General features: G+C 72.0%; 19 protein-coding genes. 11 read left to right on the top strand and 8 right to left on the bottom strand.

What is annotated here, in order from left to right; genetic code table 11:
• Positions 1-25: 25 nt before the first annotated feature.
• The 8 genes from HNQ01_RS03685 to mnmH form a co-directional block, all read right to left on the bottom strand.
• Complete coding sequence (locus HNQ01_RS03685; protein ID WP_173803965.1) at positions 26-2,074, bottom strand: alkaline phosphatase; 2,049 nt, start codon at positions 2,072-2,074, stop codon at positions 26-28.
• Positions 2,075-2,103: 29 nt separating this feature from the next.
• Positions 2,104-2,625: a hypothetical protein gene (locus HNQ01_RS03680; RefSeq protein WP_173803964.1), complete on the bottom strand. Its 522-nt coding sequence runs from the start codon at positions 2,623-2,625 to the stop codon at positions 2,104-2,106.
• A gap of 63 nt (positions 2,626-2,688) precedes the next feature.
• The gene (locus HNQ01_RS03675) at positions 2,689-2,976 is read right to left on the bottom strand and encodes a rhodanese-like domain-containing protein (protein ID WP_173803963.1); all 288 of its coding nucleotides are present in this window, start codon (positions 2,974-2,976) and stop codon (positions 2,689-2,691) included.
• A 91-nt stretch (positions 2,977-3,067) separates the two neighbouring features.
• The gene (gene selD / locus HNQ01_RS03670; protein WP_173803962.1) at positions 3,068-4,141 is read right to left on the bottom strand and encodes a selenide, water dikinase SelD; all 1,074 of its coding nucleotides are present in this window, start codon (positions 4,139-4,141) and stop codon (positions 3,068-3,070) included.
• A gap of 8 nt (positions 4,142-4,149) precedes the next feature.
• Positions 4,150-5,019, bottom strand: coding sequence for a putative selenate ABC transporter substrate-binding protein (locus HNQ01_RS03665; RefSeq protein ID WP_173803961.1), 870 nt, complete (start codon positions 5,017-5,019; stop codon positions 4,150-4,152).
• Positions 5,016-6,704, bottom strand: coding sequence for a PhnE/PtxC family ABC transporter permease (locus HNQ01_RS03660; RefSeq protein WP_173803960.1), 1,689 nt, complete (start codon positions 6,702-6,704; stop codon positions 5,016-5,018). Before HNQ01_RS03660 ends, HNQ01_RS03665 begins: the two co-directional genes overlap by 4 nt.
• Entirely contained in the window at positions 6,691-7,446 is a 756-nt protein-coding gene (locus HNQ01_RS03655) for a phosphonate ABC transporter ATP-binding protein (RefSeq protein ID WP_173803959.1), read from the bottom strand. Before HNQ01_RS03655 ends, HNQ01_RS03660 begins: the two co-directional genes overlap by 14 nt.
• 13 nt (positions 7,447-7,459) lie before the next feature.
• Positions 7,460-8,509, bottom strand: coding sequence for a tRNA 2-selenouridine(34) synthase MnmH (gene mnmH, locus HNQ01_RS03650; protein ID WP_173803958.1), 1,050 nt, complete (start codon positions 8,507-8,509; stop codon positions 7,460-7,462).
• Between the two features lie 243 nt (positions 8,510-8,752).
• Here mnmH and HNQ01_RS03645 point away from each other — a divergent pair, with 243 nt between their 5' ends.
• The 11 genes from HNQ01_RS03645 (at position 8,753) to HNQ01_RS03595 (ending at position 19,828) form a co-directional block, all read left to right on the top strand.
• Entirely contained in the window at positions 8,753-9,076 is a 324-nt protein-coding gene (locus HNQ01_RS03645; RefSeq protein WP_173803957.1) for a chaperone NapD, read from the top strand.
• A gap of 99 nt (positions 9,077-9,175) precedes the next feature.
• Positions 9,176-11,725: a nitrate reductase catalytic subunit NapA gene (gene napA / locus HNQ01_RS03640; RefSeq protein ID WP_173803956.1), complete on the top strand. Its 2,550-nt coding sequence runs from the start codon at positions 9,176-9,178 to the stop codon at positions 11,723-11,725.
• 23 nt (positions 11,726-11,748) lie between these two features.
• Complete coding sequence (gene napG, locus HNQ01_RS03635; protein ID WP_173803955.1) at positions 11,749-12,546, top strand: ferredoxin-type protein NapG; 798 nt, start codon at positions 11,749-11,751, stop codon at positions 12,544-12,546.
• Complete coding sequence (gene napH, locus HNQ01_RS03630; protein WP_173803954.1) at positions 12,543-13,463, top strand: quinol dehydrogenase ferredoxin subunit NapH; 921 nt, start codon at positions 12,543-12,545, stop codon at positions 13,461-13,463. The genes napG and napH overlap by 4 nt, the downstream gene beginning before the upstream one ends.
• The gene (locus HNQ01_RS03625) at positions 13,460-13,951 is read left to right on the top strand and encodes a nitrate reductase cytochrome c-type subunit (protein ID WP_173803953.1); all 492 of its coding nucleotides are present in this window, start codon (positions 13,460-13,462) and stop codon (positions 13,949-13,951) included. Before napH ends, HNQ01_RS03625 begins: the two co-directional genes overlap by 4 nt.
• A 22-nt stretch (positions 13,952-13,973) precedes the next feature.
• Positions 13,974-14,666, top strand: coding sequence for a NapC/NirT family cytochrome c (locus tag HNQ01_RS03620; protein ID WP_173803952.1), 693 nt, complete (start codon positions 13,974-13,976; stop codon positions 14,664-14,666).
• Positions 14,666-15,913: an NnrS family protein gene (locus HNQ01_RS03615; RefSeq protein WP_173803951.1), complete on the top strand. Its 1,248-nt coding sequence runs from the start codon at positions 14,666-14,668 to the stop codon at positions 15,911-15,913. Before HNQ01_RS03620 ends, HNQ01_RS03615 begins: the two co-directional genes overlap by 1 nt.
• Before the next feature lie 176 nt (positions 15,914-16,089).
• The gene (locus tag HNQ01_RS03610; protein ID WP_173803950.1) at positions 16,090-16,539 is read left to right on the top strand and encodes a c-type cytochrome; all 450 of its coding nucleotides are present in this window, start codon (positions 16,090-16,092) and stop codon (positions 16,537-16,539) included.
• Between the two features lie 19 nt (positions 16,540-16,558).
• The gene (locus tag HNQ01_RS03605; protein WP_173803949.1) at positions 16,559-17,989 is read left to right on the top strand and encodes a cbb3-type cytochrome c oxidase subunit I; all 1,431 of its coding nucleotides are present in this window, start codon (positions 16,559-16,561) and stop codon (positions 17,987-17,989) included.
• 11 nt (positions 17,990-18,000) lie between these two features.
• Positions 18,001-18,822: a CbbQ/NirQ/NorQ/GpvN family protein gene (locus HNQ01_RS03600; protein WP_173803948.1), complete on the top strand. Its 822-nt coding sequence runs from the start codon at positions 18,001-18,003 to the stop codon at positions 18,820-18,822.
• A 28-nt stretch (positions 18,823-18,850) separates the two neighbouring features.
• A complete protein-coding gene (locus HNQ01_RS03595) occupies positions 18,851-19,828 on the top strand; it encodes a 4Fe-4S binding protein (RefSeq protein ID WP_173803947.1) in 978 nt (325 codons plus the stop codon).

The following is a 19,828-nucleotide window of genomic DNA, read 5'->3' as shown; positions in this document are numbered from 1 at the left end:
GCCCGGACCGCCGCCCGGACCGGCATCAGCGCGCGCGGCGCGGCGCCGGGCGACCCTGGCCGAGGTCGGGCGTGACCACGCCGCGCACCACCGACTGGGCGATGCGGAAGAACACGTCGGTGTTGTCCATCGAGCCGGTGAAGGCGTAGGCGCCCGGACCGAAGGCCGACAGCGGGATGTCGGTGGCGGTGTGCACCGCGCTCTCGCCCGGCACCTGGCCGGTCACCACGAAGCCGCCGGGCTTGCGCGCGAAGGGCGTGGCCGGGTAGGTGGACATCGGCTCGGACCTGACCATCGGCTGCTGGCTGTCCTGCAGCGGCCGCGCGCTGGTGCGCCAGTCCTCGCGGCGATCGGGGTTGGCGCCGTAGCCCACCAGCAGGCGGTGGTCGATGTCGGTGGTCTCCGGATAGCCGTCGGCGGCGATGCGGTAGCGCGGGAAGCCCGCCTGCTCGTAGACGCCGACGACCGCGTCGCGCAGGTTCGCGGCGCTGTCGCCCTTGCCGATCTGCTCGACCAGGCGCGCATCGGTCAGCCGCGAGCCGCCGATCAGCGCCGCGCCCGAGCACTCGTGGTCGGCGGTCACGATCACCAGCGTGTCCGGATGGGTCTCGGCGAAGCGGCGCGCCAGCGCGACCGTGCGGTCGAACTCCAGCGTGTCGAGCATCCAGCGCTCGGTGTCCATGTTGTGCGCCTGCTTGTCGATCGACGCCCCCTCGACCATCAGCACGAAGCCGCGCGGCTGGCGCGCCAGCACCTCGAGCGCCTTGGCGGCCATCTCGTCGAGCATCGGCTGGTCGGGAAAGCCGTAGTCGTCGACCACGCCCGGCGTGGTGCTGCCGGCGGCGCGGCGACGCCGGCCCTCGATCTTGTCGAGCGCGACGTTCATGTTGGACAGCGCGAACAGGCCCAGCAGCCGGTCGGTGCGGGAGGTGTCCACCGCGTCCAGCTCGGTGCGGGTGGCGGCGTAGCGGAAGCCCGCGCCCCGGAAGTCGCCGATCAGGTCGCGGTTGCGGTCGAGCGCGCCGGGCGAGGCGCCCCAGCGGCTCACCAGGCCGGCGACATGCGGATCCTCCTTCGGGAAGACATAGTCCACCTTGTCGGAGCGGGCCGAGCCGGCCTCGGTCGCCGGCAGGAACCACTTGCGCCCGCCGCCCATCAGCACCGTCAGGCCGCTGAGGTGGCGGTCGTCGAGGAACTGGTCGACGATGCCGGTGCCGGCGCCGCGGTTGCTGCTGTGCACCGCGTTGCCCGCCGGCGTCGCGTCGAACACGTCGGCGGTGGTCACGATGCCCAGCGCCTTGCCCTGGGTGCGGTGCAGGTACTCGCTCAGGTACTCGATGCGCGGGTTGTCGAAGGGGTCGACCGTATCGTCCGGGAAGACGCCTTCCTCGTTGTTGTTGTTCTTGTTGCCGGAGACATAGGCGGTCATGCCCGGCGAGGAATCGGTCACCACCGAGTTCAGCGAGGCGGTGCGCACCAGGCCGGTCACCGGCAGCAGGTCCATCGCCAGCGGCTGGGCGACCTTGCCCTGGGCATAGCCGCCGGCGACGATGCGCGCGGCGGTGCGCTGCGCCGCGCCCATGCCGTCGCCCAGCAGCACGATGACGTTGCGCACCGTGCGGCCGCCGGCCTGCCAGCCGACGACCTCGAAGTTGCCGCGAGCGGTGACCGTCTGGCCGTCGTCCTGCGTCGCCACGACGCCGAACTCGTGCACGCCGGCGCGCTGCACCTCCATCGCGCGCGCGGTGGCGATGACCGCCTGGGTCGGCACGCCCTTGGCGCAGCCGCTGTCGCAGCGGCGGATCGACACCGGCGCATCGACCGGGCGGCCGTCGATCTCGAAGCGGGCCGACACGATCGAGCGCTCGGGCGCGTCCGGGCGCAGCGTCGCCTGCAGGTCGAAGCGCTGGCCGGGCAGGAAGCGCGCGATCACCGGGGCGGCGCGCCCGCTGGCGAACAGCTCGGACGGCGGCGTCAGCCGGCTGACCTGGGGCGCCGCCCACAGCGGGCCGCAGGCCAGGGCCGCCAGCACGGCGGCCCCCAGGCGGGACAGGGATCGGTTCGACAGGGTCATCTCAGGACTCCGGGGCAGGACAGGAACGGTCACGAACGACGCGGCTCGAGCTCGAGCCGCAGCCAGACGATGCGCCCGTCGTCGAGCTCGGCCCGGCCGACGCGCAGCGTGCCGGTGAGCTGCAGCCGGCCGCGCGTGGGCAGCGGCACGACCTCGGCGTCCTGCGGCGGCATCAGCACGGTCAGCACCGTCGGCGGCAGGTCGTCGGCCTCGCCGTCGGCGTGCTCGCTCATCGCCAGCGGCCGCGGCGCCAGGAAGAAGCGGCCCGGACGGCCGATCTCCTGGGTGACCATGTAGCCGGTGATGCGCACGCGCCGGCCATCGGCGGCCCGCAGCCGCTCCGACCAGACCGGTCCGCGCGCGCCGACCGGTCCGGACAGCAGCTCGCGGAAATCGAGATCGAGCACCGCCGGCTCGGCGGCGACGCCGGCCGGCGGCAGGTCGTCGGCGCGCACCGCGGCGCCAGGAGCGATCAGCAGCAGCGACGACAGCGACAGCGGCCGCAGCAGCGACAGCGCGCCGCGCCGGCGCGACAGGAACGGGGCATTCATCATTCGTGACAGCGTCGCACGCGATCGTGACAGCGCGACGACAGTCCGCCCGCCCGGCGCGCTTCAGCGCCGCAGCGGCCGCCCGCAGGCCAGCGCGAGCGAGGACAGCGCGCCGCCATCGCGCACGCCACGGTAGCCGAGCTCGCCCAGCAGCCGGCAGGCCATGGCCGAGCGGCCGCCGGCGGCGCAGTAGACGACGATGTCGGCCTGGCGGTCCGGCAACGCCTGCGCGCACAGGCTGGCGAGCCGGTCCAGCGGCAGGTTGGTCGCGCCCTCGAGGTGTCCGCTGGCGAACTCGGCCGGCGAGCGCACGTCGATGACGAGGGTGGAAGGCGACAGCAGGGAGGACATCGGGGACTTCTCCGGAAAGGAAGGATGGACCCGAAATATACCCTTGACCGTATCAGACCACCATGTCGGCCCCTGCCCGCGGATCAGCCGCTCACCGCACACGCACCCGCGCGGCGGCGTCGCCGCGCGCCTGCATCCGCCCGACGCAGGCCGCCTCGGCGAAGCCGGCGGCGCGGAAGGTGGCCAGCACCGCGTCCAGCGCCTCGGGCGCGCAGCTCACCAGCAGGCCGCCGCTGGTCTGCGGGTCGGTCAGCAGCGCGCGCCGGGCTTCCGGCAGATCGGCCGGCAGCGCGATCTCGGCGCCATAGCTGGCCCAGTTGCGGGTGGAGGCGCCGGTGAAGACGCCGTCCTGGGCGAAGCGGCGCGCGTCGTCCAGCACCGGCACCGCGGCCAGCTCGAGCGTCGCGTCCAGCCCGGAACCGCGGCAGACCTCCAGCAGGTGGCCGAGCAGCCCGAAGCCGGTCACGTCGGTCATCGCGTGCACCGCAGGCAGCGCGGCCAGCGTGGTGCCGACCGCGTTGAGCTGCGTCATCGGCGCGCGCATGCGCGCATAGCCCGCCTCGTCGAGCAGGCCGCGCTTGAGCGCTGCCGACAGCACGCCCACGCCGATCGGCTTGCCCAGCACCAGGCAGTCGCCCGCCTGCGCGTCGGCGTTGCGCCGCACCTGGTCGGGCGCGACCAGGCCGATGGCGACCAGGCCGTAGATCGGCTCGGCCGCGTCGATCGAGTGGCCGCCCGCGATCGGGATGCCCGCCTCGCGGCAGACGCTGGCGCCGCCCTCCAGGATCGCGCCGATGGTCTCGGTCGAGAGCTTCTGGATCGGCATGCCGACCAGGGCCAGCGCGAAGATCGGCCGCCCGCCCATCGCGTAGATGTCCGAGAGCGCGTTGGTCGCGGCGATGCGGCCGAAGTCGCGCGGGTCGTCGACGATCGGGGTGAAGAAGTCGGTGGTGGCGACGATGGCGTGGCGCTCGTCCAGGCGCCAGACCGCGGCGTCGTCGCTGGTCTCCAGACCCACGATCAGCTCCGGCGGGATCAGGCCCTGCGGCGTGCGCGCCAGGATCTCGGAGAGCACGCCGGGCGCGAGCTTGCAGCCGCAGCCGCCGCCGTGGGCGAGCTGCGACAGCGGCGGGTGAGCGGGTCCAGGTGCGGGTGCGGTCGTCATGGCCGCGCTCACTTCAGCAGGCCGGTGGAGCGGCCCACCTGCTCGATGATGGCGAAGTCCTCGACCTTGGCCGGCACGAACTTCTTCGCGCCCTGCAGGTCGAGCACCGCCTTCTCGGCCGGGTCGTTCATGTCCAGCGTCAGGAAGGCGTCGGCGAACTTCTTCACCGTCTCGGCCGGCAGGTCCTTGCGCGCGGCCCAGACATAGTCGACGAAGGCCGGCGTGGTCCAGATCGCCCGGACCTTGGCCGGGTCGAACTGCTGCTTGGCCTCCATGCGCTTCCAGACCTCGATGTTGACCGCGCCGGCCTGCACCTTGCCCGACTCGACCATCTTCACGGTGGCGTCATGCGCGCCGCTGTAGACAGGCGCGCCGGCGAAGTCCTTCTCCGGGTCGATGCGCCAGGTGGTCTCGAGGAAATGGCGCGGGAACAGGTGGCCCGAGGTGGACGACTTCGAGCCGAAGGCGAAGCTCTTGCCGCGCATCTCCTCGGGCTTGGTGATGCCGGAGGTGCTGCTGGCGATGAAGACGCTGTGGAACTCGCGGTCGATGTCGCGCATGACCACCGGCCGCGCACCCGACATCACCTTGGCCTGCACGAAGGTGAAGCCGCCCAGCCAGGCGAAGTCGATCTTGCCCGCGCCCAGCGCCGAGACGGCCGCACCATAGTCGATCACCGGCACGTAGACGACCTTGACGCCGAGGTGCTTCTGCAGCTGGTCGACCAGCGGCTTGTACTTGCGCGCCAGCTCGGTCGGGTTCTCGTCGGGGATGCCGGAGACGCGGATGACGGTCTCCTCGGCCTGGGCCAGCGGCGCCAGCGCGGACAGGGCCAGCAGCGAGGACAGGGCGAGCAGGGTGCGACGGGGCGTGTTCATGCGGGATAGGCTCCGGAGGAGGAAGGGGAGGAAACCGGCGGCGCGCAGCGCGCTCCGCGATCGGGAGAGGCGAGCAGGCGCGCGCGCAGGCGGTCGCCGATCAGGTCGACCAGCGCGACCAGGCTCAGCAGCACGATCAGCAGCAGCGTCAGGTCGCGCACATGGAAGAGGCTGATGGCGGTGTGCAGCGCGTCGCCGATGCCGCCGGCGCCGACGAAGCCCACCATCGTGGTGGCGCGCACATTGACCTCGAAGCGGTAGAGCGCGAAGGCCGCCAGCCGCGCGCGCACCTGCGGCCAGACGCCGGCGACGAAGACCGCCAGCCGCCCGGCGCCCTGCGCCTGCAGCACCGCCGGCGGCCCCGGCTCGGCCTCGTCGAGCACGTCGGCGAACAGGCGGCCCATCACGCCGAGGTTGTGCACCGCGATCGCCAGGATGCCGGCCAGCGGCCCGCCGCCGACCCAGACGACGAAGACCAGGGCCAGCGTCAGCTCCGGCATCACCCGGGTGAGCTGCAGCACCGCGCGCGCCGACTGGCGCCCGGCCCACAGCGCGAGCCGGCGCGGCCAGGCCGGGCGGGGCGGATCGGGCAGGAAGCTGCCGGTGCTCAGGTGCGCGGCCGCCAGCGGGGCCAGCACCGCCGCGCCCAGCGCCGAGGCCAGCGTCGCCGCCCAGGCCATCAGCACCGTCTCGCCGGTCTGGCGCGCGACGGTGCGCACGAAGTCGGCGTCCGGCGCCAGGTGCTCGAAGCTCAGCAGCGCCACCGACGAGCCGCTCCACAGGTCGGCCCACGGGATCTCCAGCCGCCACAGCGCCAAGGCCGTGCCCAGGCCGGCCAGCGCGAGCGTGCGCGGCAGGGGCCCGCGCCGCAGCCGCGCGCCCAGCGCCTCCAGCGCGACGACGAAGACCAGCACCGCCAGCAGCGTCGTGGCCAGCTTGTCGTACTGGAAATAGCGCAGGCTCAGCGCGATCTCGCTGCCCAGCCCGCCGGCGCCGACCACGCCGAGGATGGAGCCGATGCGGATGTTGCATTCCAGGCAGAACAGCGCGTAGCCGGTCCAGGCGCGGCGCACCTGCGGCAGCACCGCATGCAGCAGCACCGCGCCGCGCGAGGCGCCGGTGGCGCGCAGCGCGCGGATCGCGCCGGGCTCGAGCGCCTCGGCCAGCTCGGCGTAGAGCTTGCCGATGTTGCCGCCCACCGTCAGCGTGATGGCCAGCACCGCCGCGCCCGGCCCCAGGCCGAGCAGCTGCACGAACAGATAGGCCCAGACGATCTCCGGCACCGAGCGGAAGAAGTTCAGCAGCAGCCGTGCGAGCTGGCGCATCAGCGCGCCCAGGCCCCGCCACCACGCCGGCAGGCGCTGCGGCGGATCGTCCAGATCGGGCACGCGGATCGCCGCCAGGGCCAGCAGCGTGCCCAGCGCGGTGGCCATCACCGTGCCCAGCACGCCGATCAGCAGGCTCTCGAGCGAGAGCTCGAGCACCCGCTCCAGGAACTCGGCCGAGAAGTCCGGCCGCGCCAGGCCGGAGAGGATGTCGCCGGCGTTCTTCAGCCCCTCGGCATCGAACAGCTTCGCGGGTTCGGCGCCGGTGAGCGGCAGCGCCACCCCGCCGGAGAGCAGCACCGCCAGCACGATCAGCAGCGTCTGCAGCCGCGAGCGCAGCACCGGGTCAGAGCCGTTCATCGCTGCCGGCATAGAGCTGGGCCAGGCGGGCCTCGTCGACCTCGGCCGGCGGGGCATCGAACAGCAGGCGGCCGTCGCGCAGGCCGATGACGCGGGTGCAGTCGCTGCGCACGATGTCGAACCAGTGGGTGCAGAACACCAGCGCCATGTCGCCGCCCTTGGCCTGATCGACGATCAGCCGGGTGATCTGGCGCGCGGTGCGCGGGTCGAGCGAGGCGGTGGGCTCGTCGGCCAGCAGCAGGCGCGGGCCCGACACCAGCGCGCGCGCCAGCGCCACCCGCTGCATCTGCCCGCCGCTGAGCGTGGCCGCCGGTGCCCACTGCAGCCCGGCCAGATCGACCGCCTGCAGCAGCGCGGCCACCCGCGCGCGCTCCAGCGGCCACAGCGCCGCCAGCAGCGTGCGCCAGGCCGGCCAGTGCGACAGCAGCCCGGCGACGATGTTGTCGTGCACGCTCGACTGCGGCACCAGCAGGTTCTGCTGCTCGACGATGCGGCAGCGGGCGCGGTGCGCCTGCAGCGCGCGCCACGGCATCTGCGCCAGATCGTGGCCGTCGACCTCGATGCGGCCCTGGGTGGGGCGCAGCGCGCCGGCCATCAGCCGCAGCAGCGTCGACTTGCCCGCGCCGCTCGGGCCGATCAGCGCCACCCGCTCGCCGGCCCGCAGCGTCAGGTCGATGCCGGAGAGCACCTCGCGATCGCCCCAGCGGCGACCGACACCGTGCAGACGCAGTTCCCGTGCCATGCCTGCGCCCCCTTCAGCCCAGCGCGCGCAGCGCCTGCGCCACCCGCTCGATGCCGGCGGCGTCCAGCGCGTCGGCGGCGACCGTGCGCCGCTCGGCCCAGCGGCGGAAATGCGCCGCCTGCGAGCGGCCGTAGGCCGGGTCGTAGTGCAGCCGGCTCAGCTCGTCGAAGAGCGGGCGCAGCGCGCGGGTGCGCGCCCAGTCCTGCCAGCGCGTGATCGTCTCGCGGCTGTGCAGCTCGCGCAGCATCTCGAAGCGCGAGGCGAGCTGCTCGGGCTCGTCGCCCAGGTAGGCATAGTCCTGGAGCAGGTAGTCCAGCCGCGCCGCGGCGCCGGCATCGATCTCGAGGCAGGCGGCGGCGCGCATGCGCTCGATCAAGGCGGTGGGCAGCGCGATGCGGCCGATCTTGCGGCTCTCGGCCTCGACGTAGACCGGCCGGCCCAGGTCGAGCCTCTCGAGCTGCACCGCCAGCTGCGTCTCGAAGGCCTTCTGCGACGGCTGCTCGACGCCGGGCAGCGCACCCAGCAGCGAGCCCTTGTGCGCGGCCAGGCCCTCCAGGTCGAGCACCTGCTCTCCCTGCGCGGCCAGCGCCTGCAGCACGCGGGTCTTGGCGCTGCCGGTGGGGCCGCAGACCACCCGCAGATCGAGCTGCGGCGAGATCGCGTCGATCTGCGCGATCACATGCTGGCGCCAGCGCTTGTAGCCGCCGGCGAGCTGCTGCGCGTCCCAGCCCACCAGCCGCCACCAGTTGACCATCGAGCCGCTGCGCAGGCCGCCGCGCCAGCAGTAGACGACCGGGCGCCAGTTCGCCGGCATGTCGGCGAAGCGCTCCTTCAGGTGGCGCGCCAGGTTGGCCGCCACCATCGCGCCGCCGACCCGCCGCGCCTCGAAGGCGCCCTGCTGCTTGTAGATCGTGCCGACGATGCGGCGCTCCTCGTCGTCGAGCGAGGGGCAGTTGATCGCGCCGGGAAGGTGGTCGAGCGCATATTCCGACGGCGAGCGCGCGTCGATGATGCAGTCGAAGCGATGCAGGTCGGCGATCTGCGCCGGGCCGCGCGAGCTCATCGGCCGGCCTCCGTGATCGGCCGCCCGGGACAGGTCGAGGCTGGGGTCATGATCCGTTCTTCTTCGTGGGGTGAGGTCCGGGCGGCCTTCGGGGCGGCGCGCCGGAACCAGGGCGCAGGACAAGGGCGCGATCATAGGCCGATCGGCCGGCCGTCGCTCACGCTCCTTGACCTGCGTCAGGCTGCAGCCGCCCGCCAGCGCCGACAGTGCGCGCCTTCTCCCCCTTTGCCCCGGAGGCAGGTCATGAGCATTCTCGGCGCCATCGTGCGCACTTCCCGCGACCGCGTCGCGGACCTGTCGCGCCAGCTCGCGCAGCAGCCCGGCGTCGACGTCGCGCTCGACCCCGGCGACGGCCGGCTGATCCTGGTCATCGAGGACAGCGCCGGCACGGCCGCCTCGGCCACGCTGGCGGCGATCGCGCTGCTGCCCGGCGTCGTCGACGTCTCGCTGGTCTACGAACATGGCGGCGACGACCCGGCCGAGAGCGCCGGCATGAACGCCACCAGCTGGCGCGCCGGCCTGCACGAGATGGCCGCCGGCGTCGAGCTGCCGCACAGCCCGGGCTGAGCCGGGCACGGCGCATGCCCCGGCGCGTGCCGTCTTGAACCAGTTCAAGGACTTTCCTCCGGCCAGCGGCGAGCATCCGGCCGCACTGTTGGAGGAACCATGGAATCGAATCGTCGCGACTTTCTGAAGGCCCAGGCCCTGAGCGCCACCGCCGCGGCCGCCGGCATTCCGATCGTCGTCGAGGCCGCCGAAGGCGCGTCGGCGCCGGCGGCAGGCGGCGCAGTGCGCTGGGACAAGGCGCCGTGCCGCTTCTGCGGCACCGGCTGCGCGGTGATGGTCGGCGTGCAGGACGGCCGCGTCGTCGCCACCCAGGGCGACCCGGAAGCGCCGGTCAACCGCGGCCTGAACTGCATCAAGGGCTACTTCCTGTCCAAGATCATGTACGGCCGCGACCGGCTGACCACGCCGCTGCTGCGCAAGAAGAACGGCCAGTACGCCAAGGACGGCGACTTCGTGCCGGTCAGCTGGGACGAGGCCTTCGACCTCATGGCCGCGAAGTGGAAGGAGGCGATCCGCACCGCCGGCCCGAACTCGCTGGCGATGTTCGGCTCGGGCCAGTGGACGGTCTGGGAAGGCTACGCCGCCGTCAAGCTCTACAAGGCGGGCTTCCGCACCAACAACCTCGACCCGAACGCGCGCCACTGCATGGCCTCGGCGGTCACCGGCTTCATGCGCACCTTCGGCATCGACGAGCCGATGGGCTGCTACGACGACATCGAGCAGGCCGACGCCTTCGTGCTGTGGGGCTCGAACATGGCCGAGATGCACCCGATCCTGTGGAGCCGCATCACCGACCGGCGCCTGTCCAACCCGCATGTCAAGGTCGCGGTGCTGTCGACCTACGAGCACCGCAGCTTCGACCTGGCCGACGCCGGGCTGGTGTTCAGGCCGCAGACCGACCTGGCGATCCTCAACTACATCGCCAACTACATCATCACGAACAAGAAGGTGAACACCGAGTTCGTGAAGAAGAACGTCAACTTCAGGAAGGGTACCACCGACATCGGCTACGGCCTGCGCCCGGGACATGCGCTGGAGAAGGACGCCACCAGCAACGGCTACCCCGGCGCGGACGGCCAGCCCAAGGGCAGCCCGAACGACTCCAGCCCGATCAGCTTCGAGGAGTACGCGAAGTTCGTCTCCGAGTACACCGTGGAGAAGGCCTCGGAGATCTCCGGCGTGCCGGTGCGCCAGCTGGAAGAACTGGCGAAGCTCTACGCCGACCCGAAGGTCAAGGTGATGTCGCTGTGGACGATGGGCTTCAACCAGCACACGCGCGGCACCTGGGCCAACAACATGGTCTACAACATCCACCTGCTGACCGGCAAGATCAGCCAGCCGGGCAACAGCCCGTTCTCGCTGACCGGCCAGCCCAGCGCCTGCGGCACCGCACGCGAGGTCGGCACCTTCGCGCACCGCCTGCCCGCCGACATGGTGGTGACCAATCCCGAGCACCGCCACCACGCCGAGGAGATCTGGGGCCTGCCCGAGGGCACGGTGCCCGACAAGATCGGCCTGCACGCGGTGGCGATGGCCCGCGCGCTCAAGGACGGCAAGATCCGCTGCTACTGGAACACCACCAACAACAACATGCAGGCGGGGGCGAACATCAACGGCGAGCTGCTGCCGGGCTGGCGCAACCCGGCCGCCTTCGTCGTCGTCAGCGACGCCTACCCCAACGCCAGCGCGATGGCCGCCGACCTGATCCTGCCCAGCGCGATGTGGGTCGAGAAGGAAGGCGCCTTCGGCAACGCCGAGCGCCGCACCCAGGTCTGGCGCCAGCAGGTGCAGGCGCCGGGCGAGGCCCGCTCCGACCTGTGGCAGATGATGGAGTTCTCCAAGCGCTTCAAGGTCGAGGAGGTCTGGCCGGCCGAGCTGATCGCGAAGAAGCCCGAGTTCAAGGGCAGGACGCTGTTCGACATCCTCTACAGGAACGGCAAGGTCAACAGGTTCCCGGCCGCCGACCTGACCCGGGTGAACGGCAAGTACATCAAGGACTACGGCAACGACGAGTCGAAGGCCTTCGGCTTCTACGTGCAGAAGGGCCTGTTCGAGGAGTACGCCGAGTTCGGCCGCGGCCACGGCCATGACCTGGCGCCCTTCGACGTCTACCACGAGGTGCGCGGCCTGCGCTGGCCGGTGGTCGACGGCAAGGAGACGCTGTGGCGCTTCCGCGAAGGCTACGACCCCTACGTGAAGAAGGGCGAGGGCCTGCGCTTCTACGGCCAGAAGGACGGCCGCGCCAACATCTTCGCGCTGCCCTACCAGCCCGCGGCCGAGAGCCCGGACAAGGACTTCGACCTGTGGCTGTGCACCGGCCGGGTGCTGGAGCACTGGCACACCGGCACGATGACCCGCCGCGTGCCCGAGCTGCACCGCGCGGTGCCCGAGGCGGTCGTCTTCATGCATCCGGACGACGCCCAGTCCCGCGGCCTGCAGCGCGGCATGAAGGTCAAGGTCGCCTCGCGCCGCGGCGAGATCACGCTCTCGGTCGAGACCAAGGGCCGCAACAAGGTGCCGCGCGGCCTGGTCTTCATTCCCTTCTTCGACGAGGGCCGGCTGGTCAACAAGCTGACGCTGGACGCGACCTGCCCGATCTCGAAGGAGACCGACTACAAGAAGTGCGCCGTCAAGGTGGTGCGCGCCTGAGGCGCAGCGCACGGGAGATCCTGATGAGCACCCGACGCGAGTGGCTGCAGCAGGCGGCGGGCGCCGGCGCCGCCGCGCTGCTGGCCGGCGGCTGTGCGCTGCTGGCCCGCCCGGCGGTCGGCCGTCCGGCGCAGGCGCTGCGCCCGCCCGGCGCGCTGGCCGAGGACGACTTCCTGGGCGCGTGCATCCGCTGCGGGCTGTGCGTGCGCGACTGCCCGCCGCAGAACCTGCGCCTGGCCGGCGGCGGGCACGGCCTGGACGCGCAGGTCGTGCCCGGCACGCCCTACTTCGTCGCGCGCGACATTCCCTGCGAGATGTGCGAGGGCCTGCCCTGCGTGAAGGCCTGCCCGACCGGCGCGCTCGATCCGGCGCTGCACGAGATCACGAAGGCCCGCATGGGCCTGGCGGTGCTGATCGACCACGACAGCTGCCTGAACTTCCTGGGCCTGCGCTGCGACGTCTGCTACCGGGTCTGCCCGGTCATCGACGAGGCGATCACGCTGGAGAAGGTGAGCAACCCGCGCAGCGACCGCCACGCGATGCTGCTGCCCACCGTGCATGCCGAGGCCTGCACCGGCTGCGGCAAGTGCGAGAAGAGCTGCGTGCTCGAGCAGCCGGCGATCAAGGTGCTGCCGATCGACCTGGCCCGCGGCGAGCTCGGCCACCACTACCGCAAGGGCTGGGCGCCGGACAACCAGGCCGGCCGGCCGCATTTCGACCAGCCGGTGCAGAACCTGCCGGCCACGCCGGTGCCGGGCGACCTGGCGCCGCTGCGCTCCGGCCAGGAGGCCTATGCGCGCCCCGAAGGAGCCTCGCGATGAGCCCGACCCCGACGCCGGCGGCCCGCCCGCCCCGGCCGAAGAAGCGCATCGGCGCCGAGGCCCGCGAGGTCAAGGGCTTCTGGCGCGCCCACCGCTGGCTGCTGCTGCGCCGGCTGTCGCAGGCCGGCGTGCTCGCGCTCTTCCTTCTCGGGCCGCTGGCCGGCGTCTGGATCGTCAAGGGCAACCTGAGCGCCAGCGTCACGCTGGGCGTGCTGCCGCTGACCGATCCCTTCGTGCTGGCGCAGTCGCTGGCGGCCGGGCACGCGCCCGCGCTGTCGGCGCTGATCGGCGCGGCGATCGTCATCGTCTTCTACGCGCTGGCGGGCGGACGGGCCTTCTGCGCCTGGGTCTGCCCGGTCAACGTGATCACCGACGGCGCGGGCTGGCTGCGCCGCAGGCTGGATCTGAGCGGCGGGCGCGCGCCCAACCCGCGGCTGCGCCACTGGCTGCTGGTGGCGGTGCTGCTGGCCTCGGCGCTGACCGGGCGGCTGGTCTGGGAGAACGTCAACCCGGTGTCGCTGACGCAGCGCGCGCTGATCTTCGGCGGCAGCGCGGTCTGGGGCGCGGCGCTGGCGGTCTTCCTGTTCGACCTGCTGGTGGCGCCGCGCGGCTGGTGCGGCCATGTCTGCCCGGCCGGCGCCGCCTGGTCGCTGATCGGCCGCGTCAGCGTGGTGCGCGTCAGCGCCCGTCACCGCGACCGCTGCAACGACTGCGCCGAGTGCTACGCCGTCTGCCCGGAGCCGCAGATCATCCCGATCGCGCTCAAGGGCAAGGATGGCGCCGGCCCGCTCATCCTGGACGAGGCCTGCACCCAGTGCGGCCGCTGCATCGACGTCTGCGCCCCGGACGTCTTCACCTTTTCCCACCGTTTCGACAAGCTCGACAAGATCGACAGGCAAGAGAGGCCGACACCATGAACTCCCGCTCCTTCCGCCATCTCCTGCAGGACCTCGCCCGGGTCGCGCTGGCCGCCGGCCTGATCGCGGTCGGCGTGCAGCAGCACGGCCACGCCGCCGAGCCGTCGCCCGGCACGCCGGTGAAGATCCAGAGCCTGCGCGGCGGCACGCCGCTCGACCAGGACAACGCGCCCACGCCGATCCGCCAGGAGCGCGACCACGCACCCAGCGACCGCGACTTCGTGCAGCAGCCCCCGCTGATCCCGCACACCATCTCCAACTACCAGATCACCAAGAACTACAACAAGTGCATGGACTGCCACGCCTTCCAGAAGTCGAAGGACAGCGGCGCGCCCAAGGTCAGCGTCACCCACTTCCGCACCCGCGACGGCCAGGAGCTCGACAACATCAGCCCGCGCCGCTACTTCTGCACCCAGTGCCATGTGCCGCAGACCGATGCCAAGCCGCTGGTGGGCAACACCTTCCAGCGCGCCCGCGGCCTGCAGTGAACGCGCCCGCAAGGACATCGACATGACCCCGAACGAGCACGATCCCGCCTCGCCCGCCGCCCGGCCCGGCCTGTTCGCCCGCACCTGGGCGCTGGTGCGCAGCCGCCGCTTCATGGTGCTGGCCGCCGCCTTCGTCGCCGGCATCATCTTCTGGGGCGGCTTCAACACCGCGCTGGAGCTGACCAACCGCGAGGAGTTCTGCATCTCCTGCCACGAGATGAAGGACAACGTCTACGCCGAGTACCGCAACACCATCCACTACCAGAACCGCACCGGCGTGCGCGCCACCTGCCCGGACTGCCATGTGCCCAAGGAGTGGGGGCACAAGATGATCCGCAAGATCCAGGCGAGCAACGAGGTGCTGCACAAGATCCTGGGATCGATCGACACGCCGGAGAAGTTCAACGCCAAGCGGCATGAACTGGCGCAGCACGAGTGGGACCGCATGAAGCGCACCGACAGCCGCGAGTGCCGCAACTGCCACCACTTCAACTCGATGGACTACGCCGAGCAGAACACCCGCTCGGCCGCCGCCCACCAGGCCGCGTTCGCCGAGGGCAAGACCTGCATCGACTGCCACAAGGGCATCGCGCACACGCTGCCGCCGGTCGAGCAGCACATCGGCGCCCCCAAGGAGCACGCGGCCGACCCGAGCAGCCCCGGCGTCGTCAACCCGAACCAGAAGCCGGCCTCCGCGCCCGACGAGGCCCGCTGATGAACGCCACGCCGCCGCGCCGCCCGACCCTGCTGCTGCACATCGAGGAGCCGGCGGCGGTCCGCCCCGCCGGCGCAGCGCCCGCACCGGCGCCGGCCCCGAGCGGCGCGGCGCTGTGGGCCCTGGGCTTCCGGCCCTTCTACCTGCTGGCGGCCGTGCAGGCGGCGCTGGTGCTGCCGCTGTGGGTGCTGGTCTTCGGCGGGCAGACCGGCCTGGCCTCGCCGCTGCCGGGCAGCCTGTGGCATGCCGGCGAGATGGTCTCGGGCTTCGCGATGGCGGTGATCGTCGGCTTCCTGTTCACCGCCGGGCGCAACTGGAGCGGCCAGCCCACGCCCTCGGGCGGCGCGCTGGCGGCGCTGGCCGGGCTGTGGCTGCTGGGCCGGGGGCTGGCCTTCAGCCCGTGGCCACTGGCCGGTGCGGCTGCCGACCTGGCGTTCGCGCTGGCCGCGGCCGCCGGCCTGGGCCGGGCGCTGCACCGGGGCGGCAACCGGCGCAACTTCTTCTTCGTCGGCCTGGTGCTGCTGCTGGGCAGCGCCGGCGCCTCGATGCGGGTGCTGGCCCTGCACGACGCCGCGCTGGCGCGCCAGGCCCTGCAGCTCGCGCTCGACGTGGTGCTCTTCATCATGGCGGTGATGGCCGGCCGGGTCGTGCCGATGTTCACCCGCAACGGCGTGCCGGGCACGCAGCCGCGCCAGCTGCCGCAGCTCGAGCGCGCGGCGCTGGGCCTGCTGATCGCGCTGGCGGTGGTCGACCGGTTGCCGCTGCCTCCGGTGCTGGCCGGCGCGCTTGCGCTGGCCGCGGCGATCGCGCACGCCGCCCGGCTGCTGCTGTGGCAGCCGGCGCGCACGCTGCGCGTGCCCCTGGTGGCGGTGCTGCATGTCGCCTGCGCCTGGATCCCGCTGCACCTGCTGCTGCGCGCGCTGGCCGCCTTCGGCTGGGTCGCGCCCTCGGTGGCCACGCATGCGCTGACGGCCGGCGCCATCGGCCTGCTGACGCTGGCGATGATGACGCGCACCGCGCGCGGCCACACCGGCCGGCCGCTGAAGGCCGACCGCATCGACGTCGCGATCTACCTGCTCGCGCTGCTGGCGGCGCTGCTGCGCGTGATCCCGCCGCTGCTGGCGCCGGAGTCGCTGCTCGCGGCGGTGCGGGCCTCGGCGCTGCCCTGGTCGCTGGCCTTCGCGCTCTATGCGCTGCACTACGGCCCCTGGCTGATGCGCCCGCGCGCCGACGGCAAGCCGGGCTGAACCCGGCCGAACCCGGCCGCCTCGACCCCTGCACGCGGGCCCTTCGGGGCCCGCTGCGCTTCATGCGCACGCCTCTTCCTGCGGCCGGGCCGATTTCCTTGAACCGGTTCAAGGACGATTTCCGAGCGGAAAACCAGGATATGGGCATCGTTCAAGCCCCTTTGGAGGAGGTGCCCATGAGCCAGAAGTCCCCCCCGGGATCGCCGGGCGGATTCACCCAGCAGACCGCCCGCAACATGTTCTACGGCGGCTCGATGTTCTTCGCGCTGCTGTTCGCCGCGATCGTCTTCCACACCGAGCAGCGCATCCCCGAGCGCTCCAACGCGCAGGCGATCACGCCGCAGGTGGTGGCGGGCAAGAAGATCTGGGAGACGCGCAACTGCATCGGCTGCCACACGCTGCTGGGCGAGGGCGCCTACTTCGCGCCGGAGCTGGGCAACGTCTACAAGCGCCGCGGCGGCGAGTTCATCAAGGCCTGGATCAAGGCCCAGCCGACGCACGCCCCGGGCCGCCGCCAGATGCCGCAGTTCGACCTGAGCGAGCAGCAGCTCGACGACCTCGTGGAGTTCCTGAAGTGGACCGGCGAGATCAACACCGAGAAGTGGCCGCCGAACATCGAGGGCTGATGGCCCGGGAGACCTCAAGATGAACACCTCCGTTCTCAAGTACCGCAGCCAGGCCGTCGCGAAGCCCTACTTCATCGCGGCGCTCGGGCTGTTCACCGCGCAGATCCTCTTCGGCCTCGGACTGGGGCTGCAGTATCTGGTCGGCGACTTCCTGTTCCCGTACATCCCGTTCAACGTGGCGCGGATGGTGCACACCAACCTGCTGATCGTCTGGCTGCTGTTCGGCTTCATGGGCTCGGCCTACTACCTCGTGCCCGAGGAGGCCGAGACCGAGCTGCACAGCCCGAAGCTGGCCCTGGCGCTGTTCTGGATCTTCCTGGTCGCCGGCGCGCTGACCATCGTCGGCTACCTGACGGTGCCCTACGCGCGCCTGGCCGAGCTGACCGGCAACGACCTGCTGCAGACCATGGGCCGCGAGTTCCTCGAGCAGCCGCTGCCGACCAAGCTGGGCATCGTCGTCGTGGCGCTGGGCTTCCTGTTCAACATCAGCATGACGGTGCTCAAGGGCCGCAAGACCAGCATCAGCCTGGTGCTGCTGATGGGCCTGTGGGGCCTGGCGCTGATGTTCCTGTTCAGCTTCGTCAACCCGCACAACCTGGTGCGCGACAAGATGTACTGGTGGTTCGTCGTGCACCTGTGGGTGGAAGGCGTGTGGGAGCTGATCCTGGGCGCGCTGCTGGCCTACGTGCTGATCCGCACCACCGGCGTCGACCGCGAGGTCATCGACAAGTGGCTGTACGTGATCATCGCCTTCGCGCTGATGACCGGCATCCTGGGCACCGGCCACCACTTCTACTTCATCGGCCTGCCCGGCTACTGGCAGTGGATCGGCTCGATCTTCTCGGCCCTGGAGCCCATCCCCTTCTTCATGATGACGGTCTTCGCCTTCAACATGGTGCAGCGCCGCCGCCGTGAACACCCGAACCAGGCCGCCGTGCTGTGGGCGGTGGGCACCTCGGTGATGGGCTTCCTGGGCGCCGGCCTGTGGGGCTTCATCCACACGCTCAGCCCGGTCAACTACTACACGCACGGCACCCAGGTCACCGCCGCGCACGGCCACCTGGCCTTCTACGGCGCCTATGTGCTGGTGGTGATCACGATGATCAGCTATGCGATGCCGACGCTGCGCGGTCGCCTGGCCGCTCCGCGGGCCGCGCAGACCTGCGAGATGTGGAGCTTCTGGCTGATGACGATCAGCATGGGCGTGATGGTGCTGGCCCTGACCGGCGCGGGCATCCTGCAGGTCTGGCTGCAGCGCCTGCCCGAGAGCGGCGCGATGGGCTTCATGTCGACCCAGGACCAGCTGCGGGTCTTCTACTGGATCCGTCTGGCCGGTGGCGTGGGCTTCCTCGGCGGCCTGATCACCTACCTGGCGAGCTTCTTCATCACCGGTGACGAGTGCGAGCCGGTGAACGCCGGCGAGACCGGCGCCACCCCGGCCCGCGCCTGAAGAGCCGCAGCATGGAACACGCCAGCGCACGGCAGATTGCCGCCATCCCCCACTACGCCGAGCAGGGCCGCGAATGCACCCTGTTCGAGCAGGCCTGGCGCCAGCGCCTGCCGGTCCTGATCAAGGGGCCGACCGGCTGCGGCAAGACCCGCTTCGTCGAGCACATGGCCGCGCGCCTGGGCCGGCCGCTGGTGACGGTGAGCTGCCACGACGACCTGAGCGCGGCCGACCTGGTCGGCCGCCACCTGATCGCCGGCGGCGACACCGTCTGGTGCGACGGTCCGCTGACCCGCGCGATGCGCACCGGCGCGATCCTCTACCTCGACGAGGTGGTCGAAGCGCGCAAGGACACCACCGTGGTGCTGCATCCGCTGGCCGACGACCGCCGCCTGCTCTCGATCGAGCGCACCGGCGAGCAGCTGCAGGCGCCGCCGGAGTTCATGCTGGTCGTCTCCTACAACCCCGGCTACCAGAACCTGCTCAAGAGCCTGAAGCCCAGCACCCGCCAGCGCTTCGTGGCGATGAGCTTCGGCTATCCGGCGCCGGCGCTGGAGGAGGCGATCGTCGCGGCCGAGAGCGGCGTGTCGGCGGCCCAGGCGCGATCGCTGGTGAGCCTGGCCGGCGCGCTGCGCCGCCTCACCGATCACGACCTGGAGGAAACCGCCAGCACCCGGCTGCTGGTGATGGCCGGGCGGCTGATCGCCGCCGGGCTCGACCCGGCGGCGGCCTGCCGCGCCGCCATCGTCGAGGCGCTCAGCGATGACGCCGAGACGGTGGCCGCGCTGGCCGAGCTGGTCGATGCGGTGCTGGCCCCGGCCGGCGCAGCGCGCTGAGCGACTTGCCCCGGTGGAGGCCTCCGCCATGCAGCGCCGCCGCCGTCTCTTTCAATCCGCGTTCTTCGTGCTCTTTCTGGTCGCGCCGGCCCTGGACGTGCTGCGCTTCGACCTGCACGAGACGCAGCTGTGGCTCCTTGGCCGGCGCTGGTCGCTGGGGATCGACGACTTCCTGGCCGGGCGTATCGACGCCACCGCCGCCGCGCTGTCCATCCTGGGCCGCGCCTTCCTGCCGGCGCTCGTGCTGGTGGCGCTGTTCCTGGCGGTGGCCTGGCGACAGGGCCGGCTCTACTGCGGCTGGCTGTGCCCGCACTTCTCGCTGGTCGAGCTGATCAACGACCTGCTGCACCGCGCCTGCGCGCGCTTGAGCCTGTGGGACCGCCACCCGACGCCGCGCGCCGACCGTCCGGCGCAGCGGCGCTGGTGGCCGGTGTTCGCGCTGGCCTGCGTGATATCGGGCTTCCTGTGGGCGATCACGCTGCTGAGCTACCTGCTGCCGCCGGCCGAGCTGTGGCGCGGCCTGCTCGACGGCACGCTGACGCCCGGCCAGGCGCGCTTCATCGGCATCGGCACGCTGGTGTTCTCGGCCGAGTTCGCCTTCGCGCGCCACCTGTTCTGCCGCTTCGGCTGCGCGGTCGGGCTGTTCCAGAGCCTGGTGTGGATGGCCAATCCGAAGGGCATGGTGGTCGCGTTCGACCGCGACCGCGCGCGCGACTGCCGCGACTGCCGCACTCCGGCCTCGCCCTCGGGCAGCGCCTGCGACCGCAGCTGCCCGATGCGCCTGCATCCGCGCGACATCAAGCGGATGATGTTCTCGTGCGTGCAGTGCGGACGCTGCCTGGACGCCTGCGCGACCTCGCAGGCCGGGCAGCCGCAGGGGCCGCTGCTGGAGTGGCGCATCGGCGTCGACGCGGTGCGCGAGACGCTGCGCCAGCGCCGCGCCGAGGCCGCGGCCTCCCCGCCTGCACCGGCTGCGCCGCCCTCACCCACCGACAAGGAGAGCTGA

It is taken from the genome of Sphaerotilus uruguayifluvii (assembly GCF_013294065.1).
Classification (GTDB): Bacteria; Pseudomonadota; Gammaproteobacteria; order Burkholderiales; family Burkholderiaceae_C; genus Sphaerotilus; species Sphaerotilus uruguayifluvii.
The sequence above is the reverse complement of the archived record's forward strand: the minus strand, read 5'-3'. Positions and strand labels throughout refer to the sequence as shown.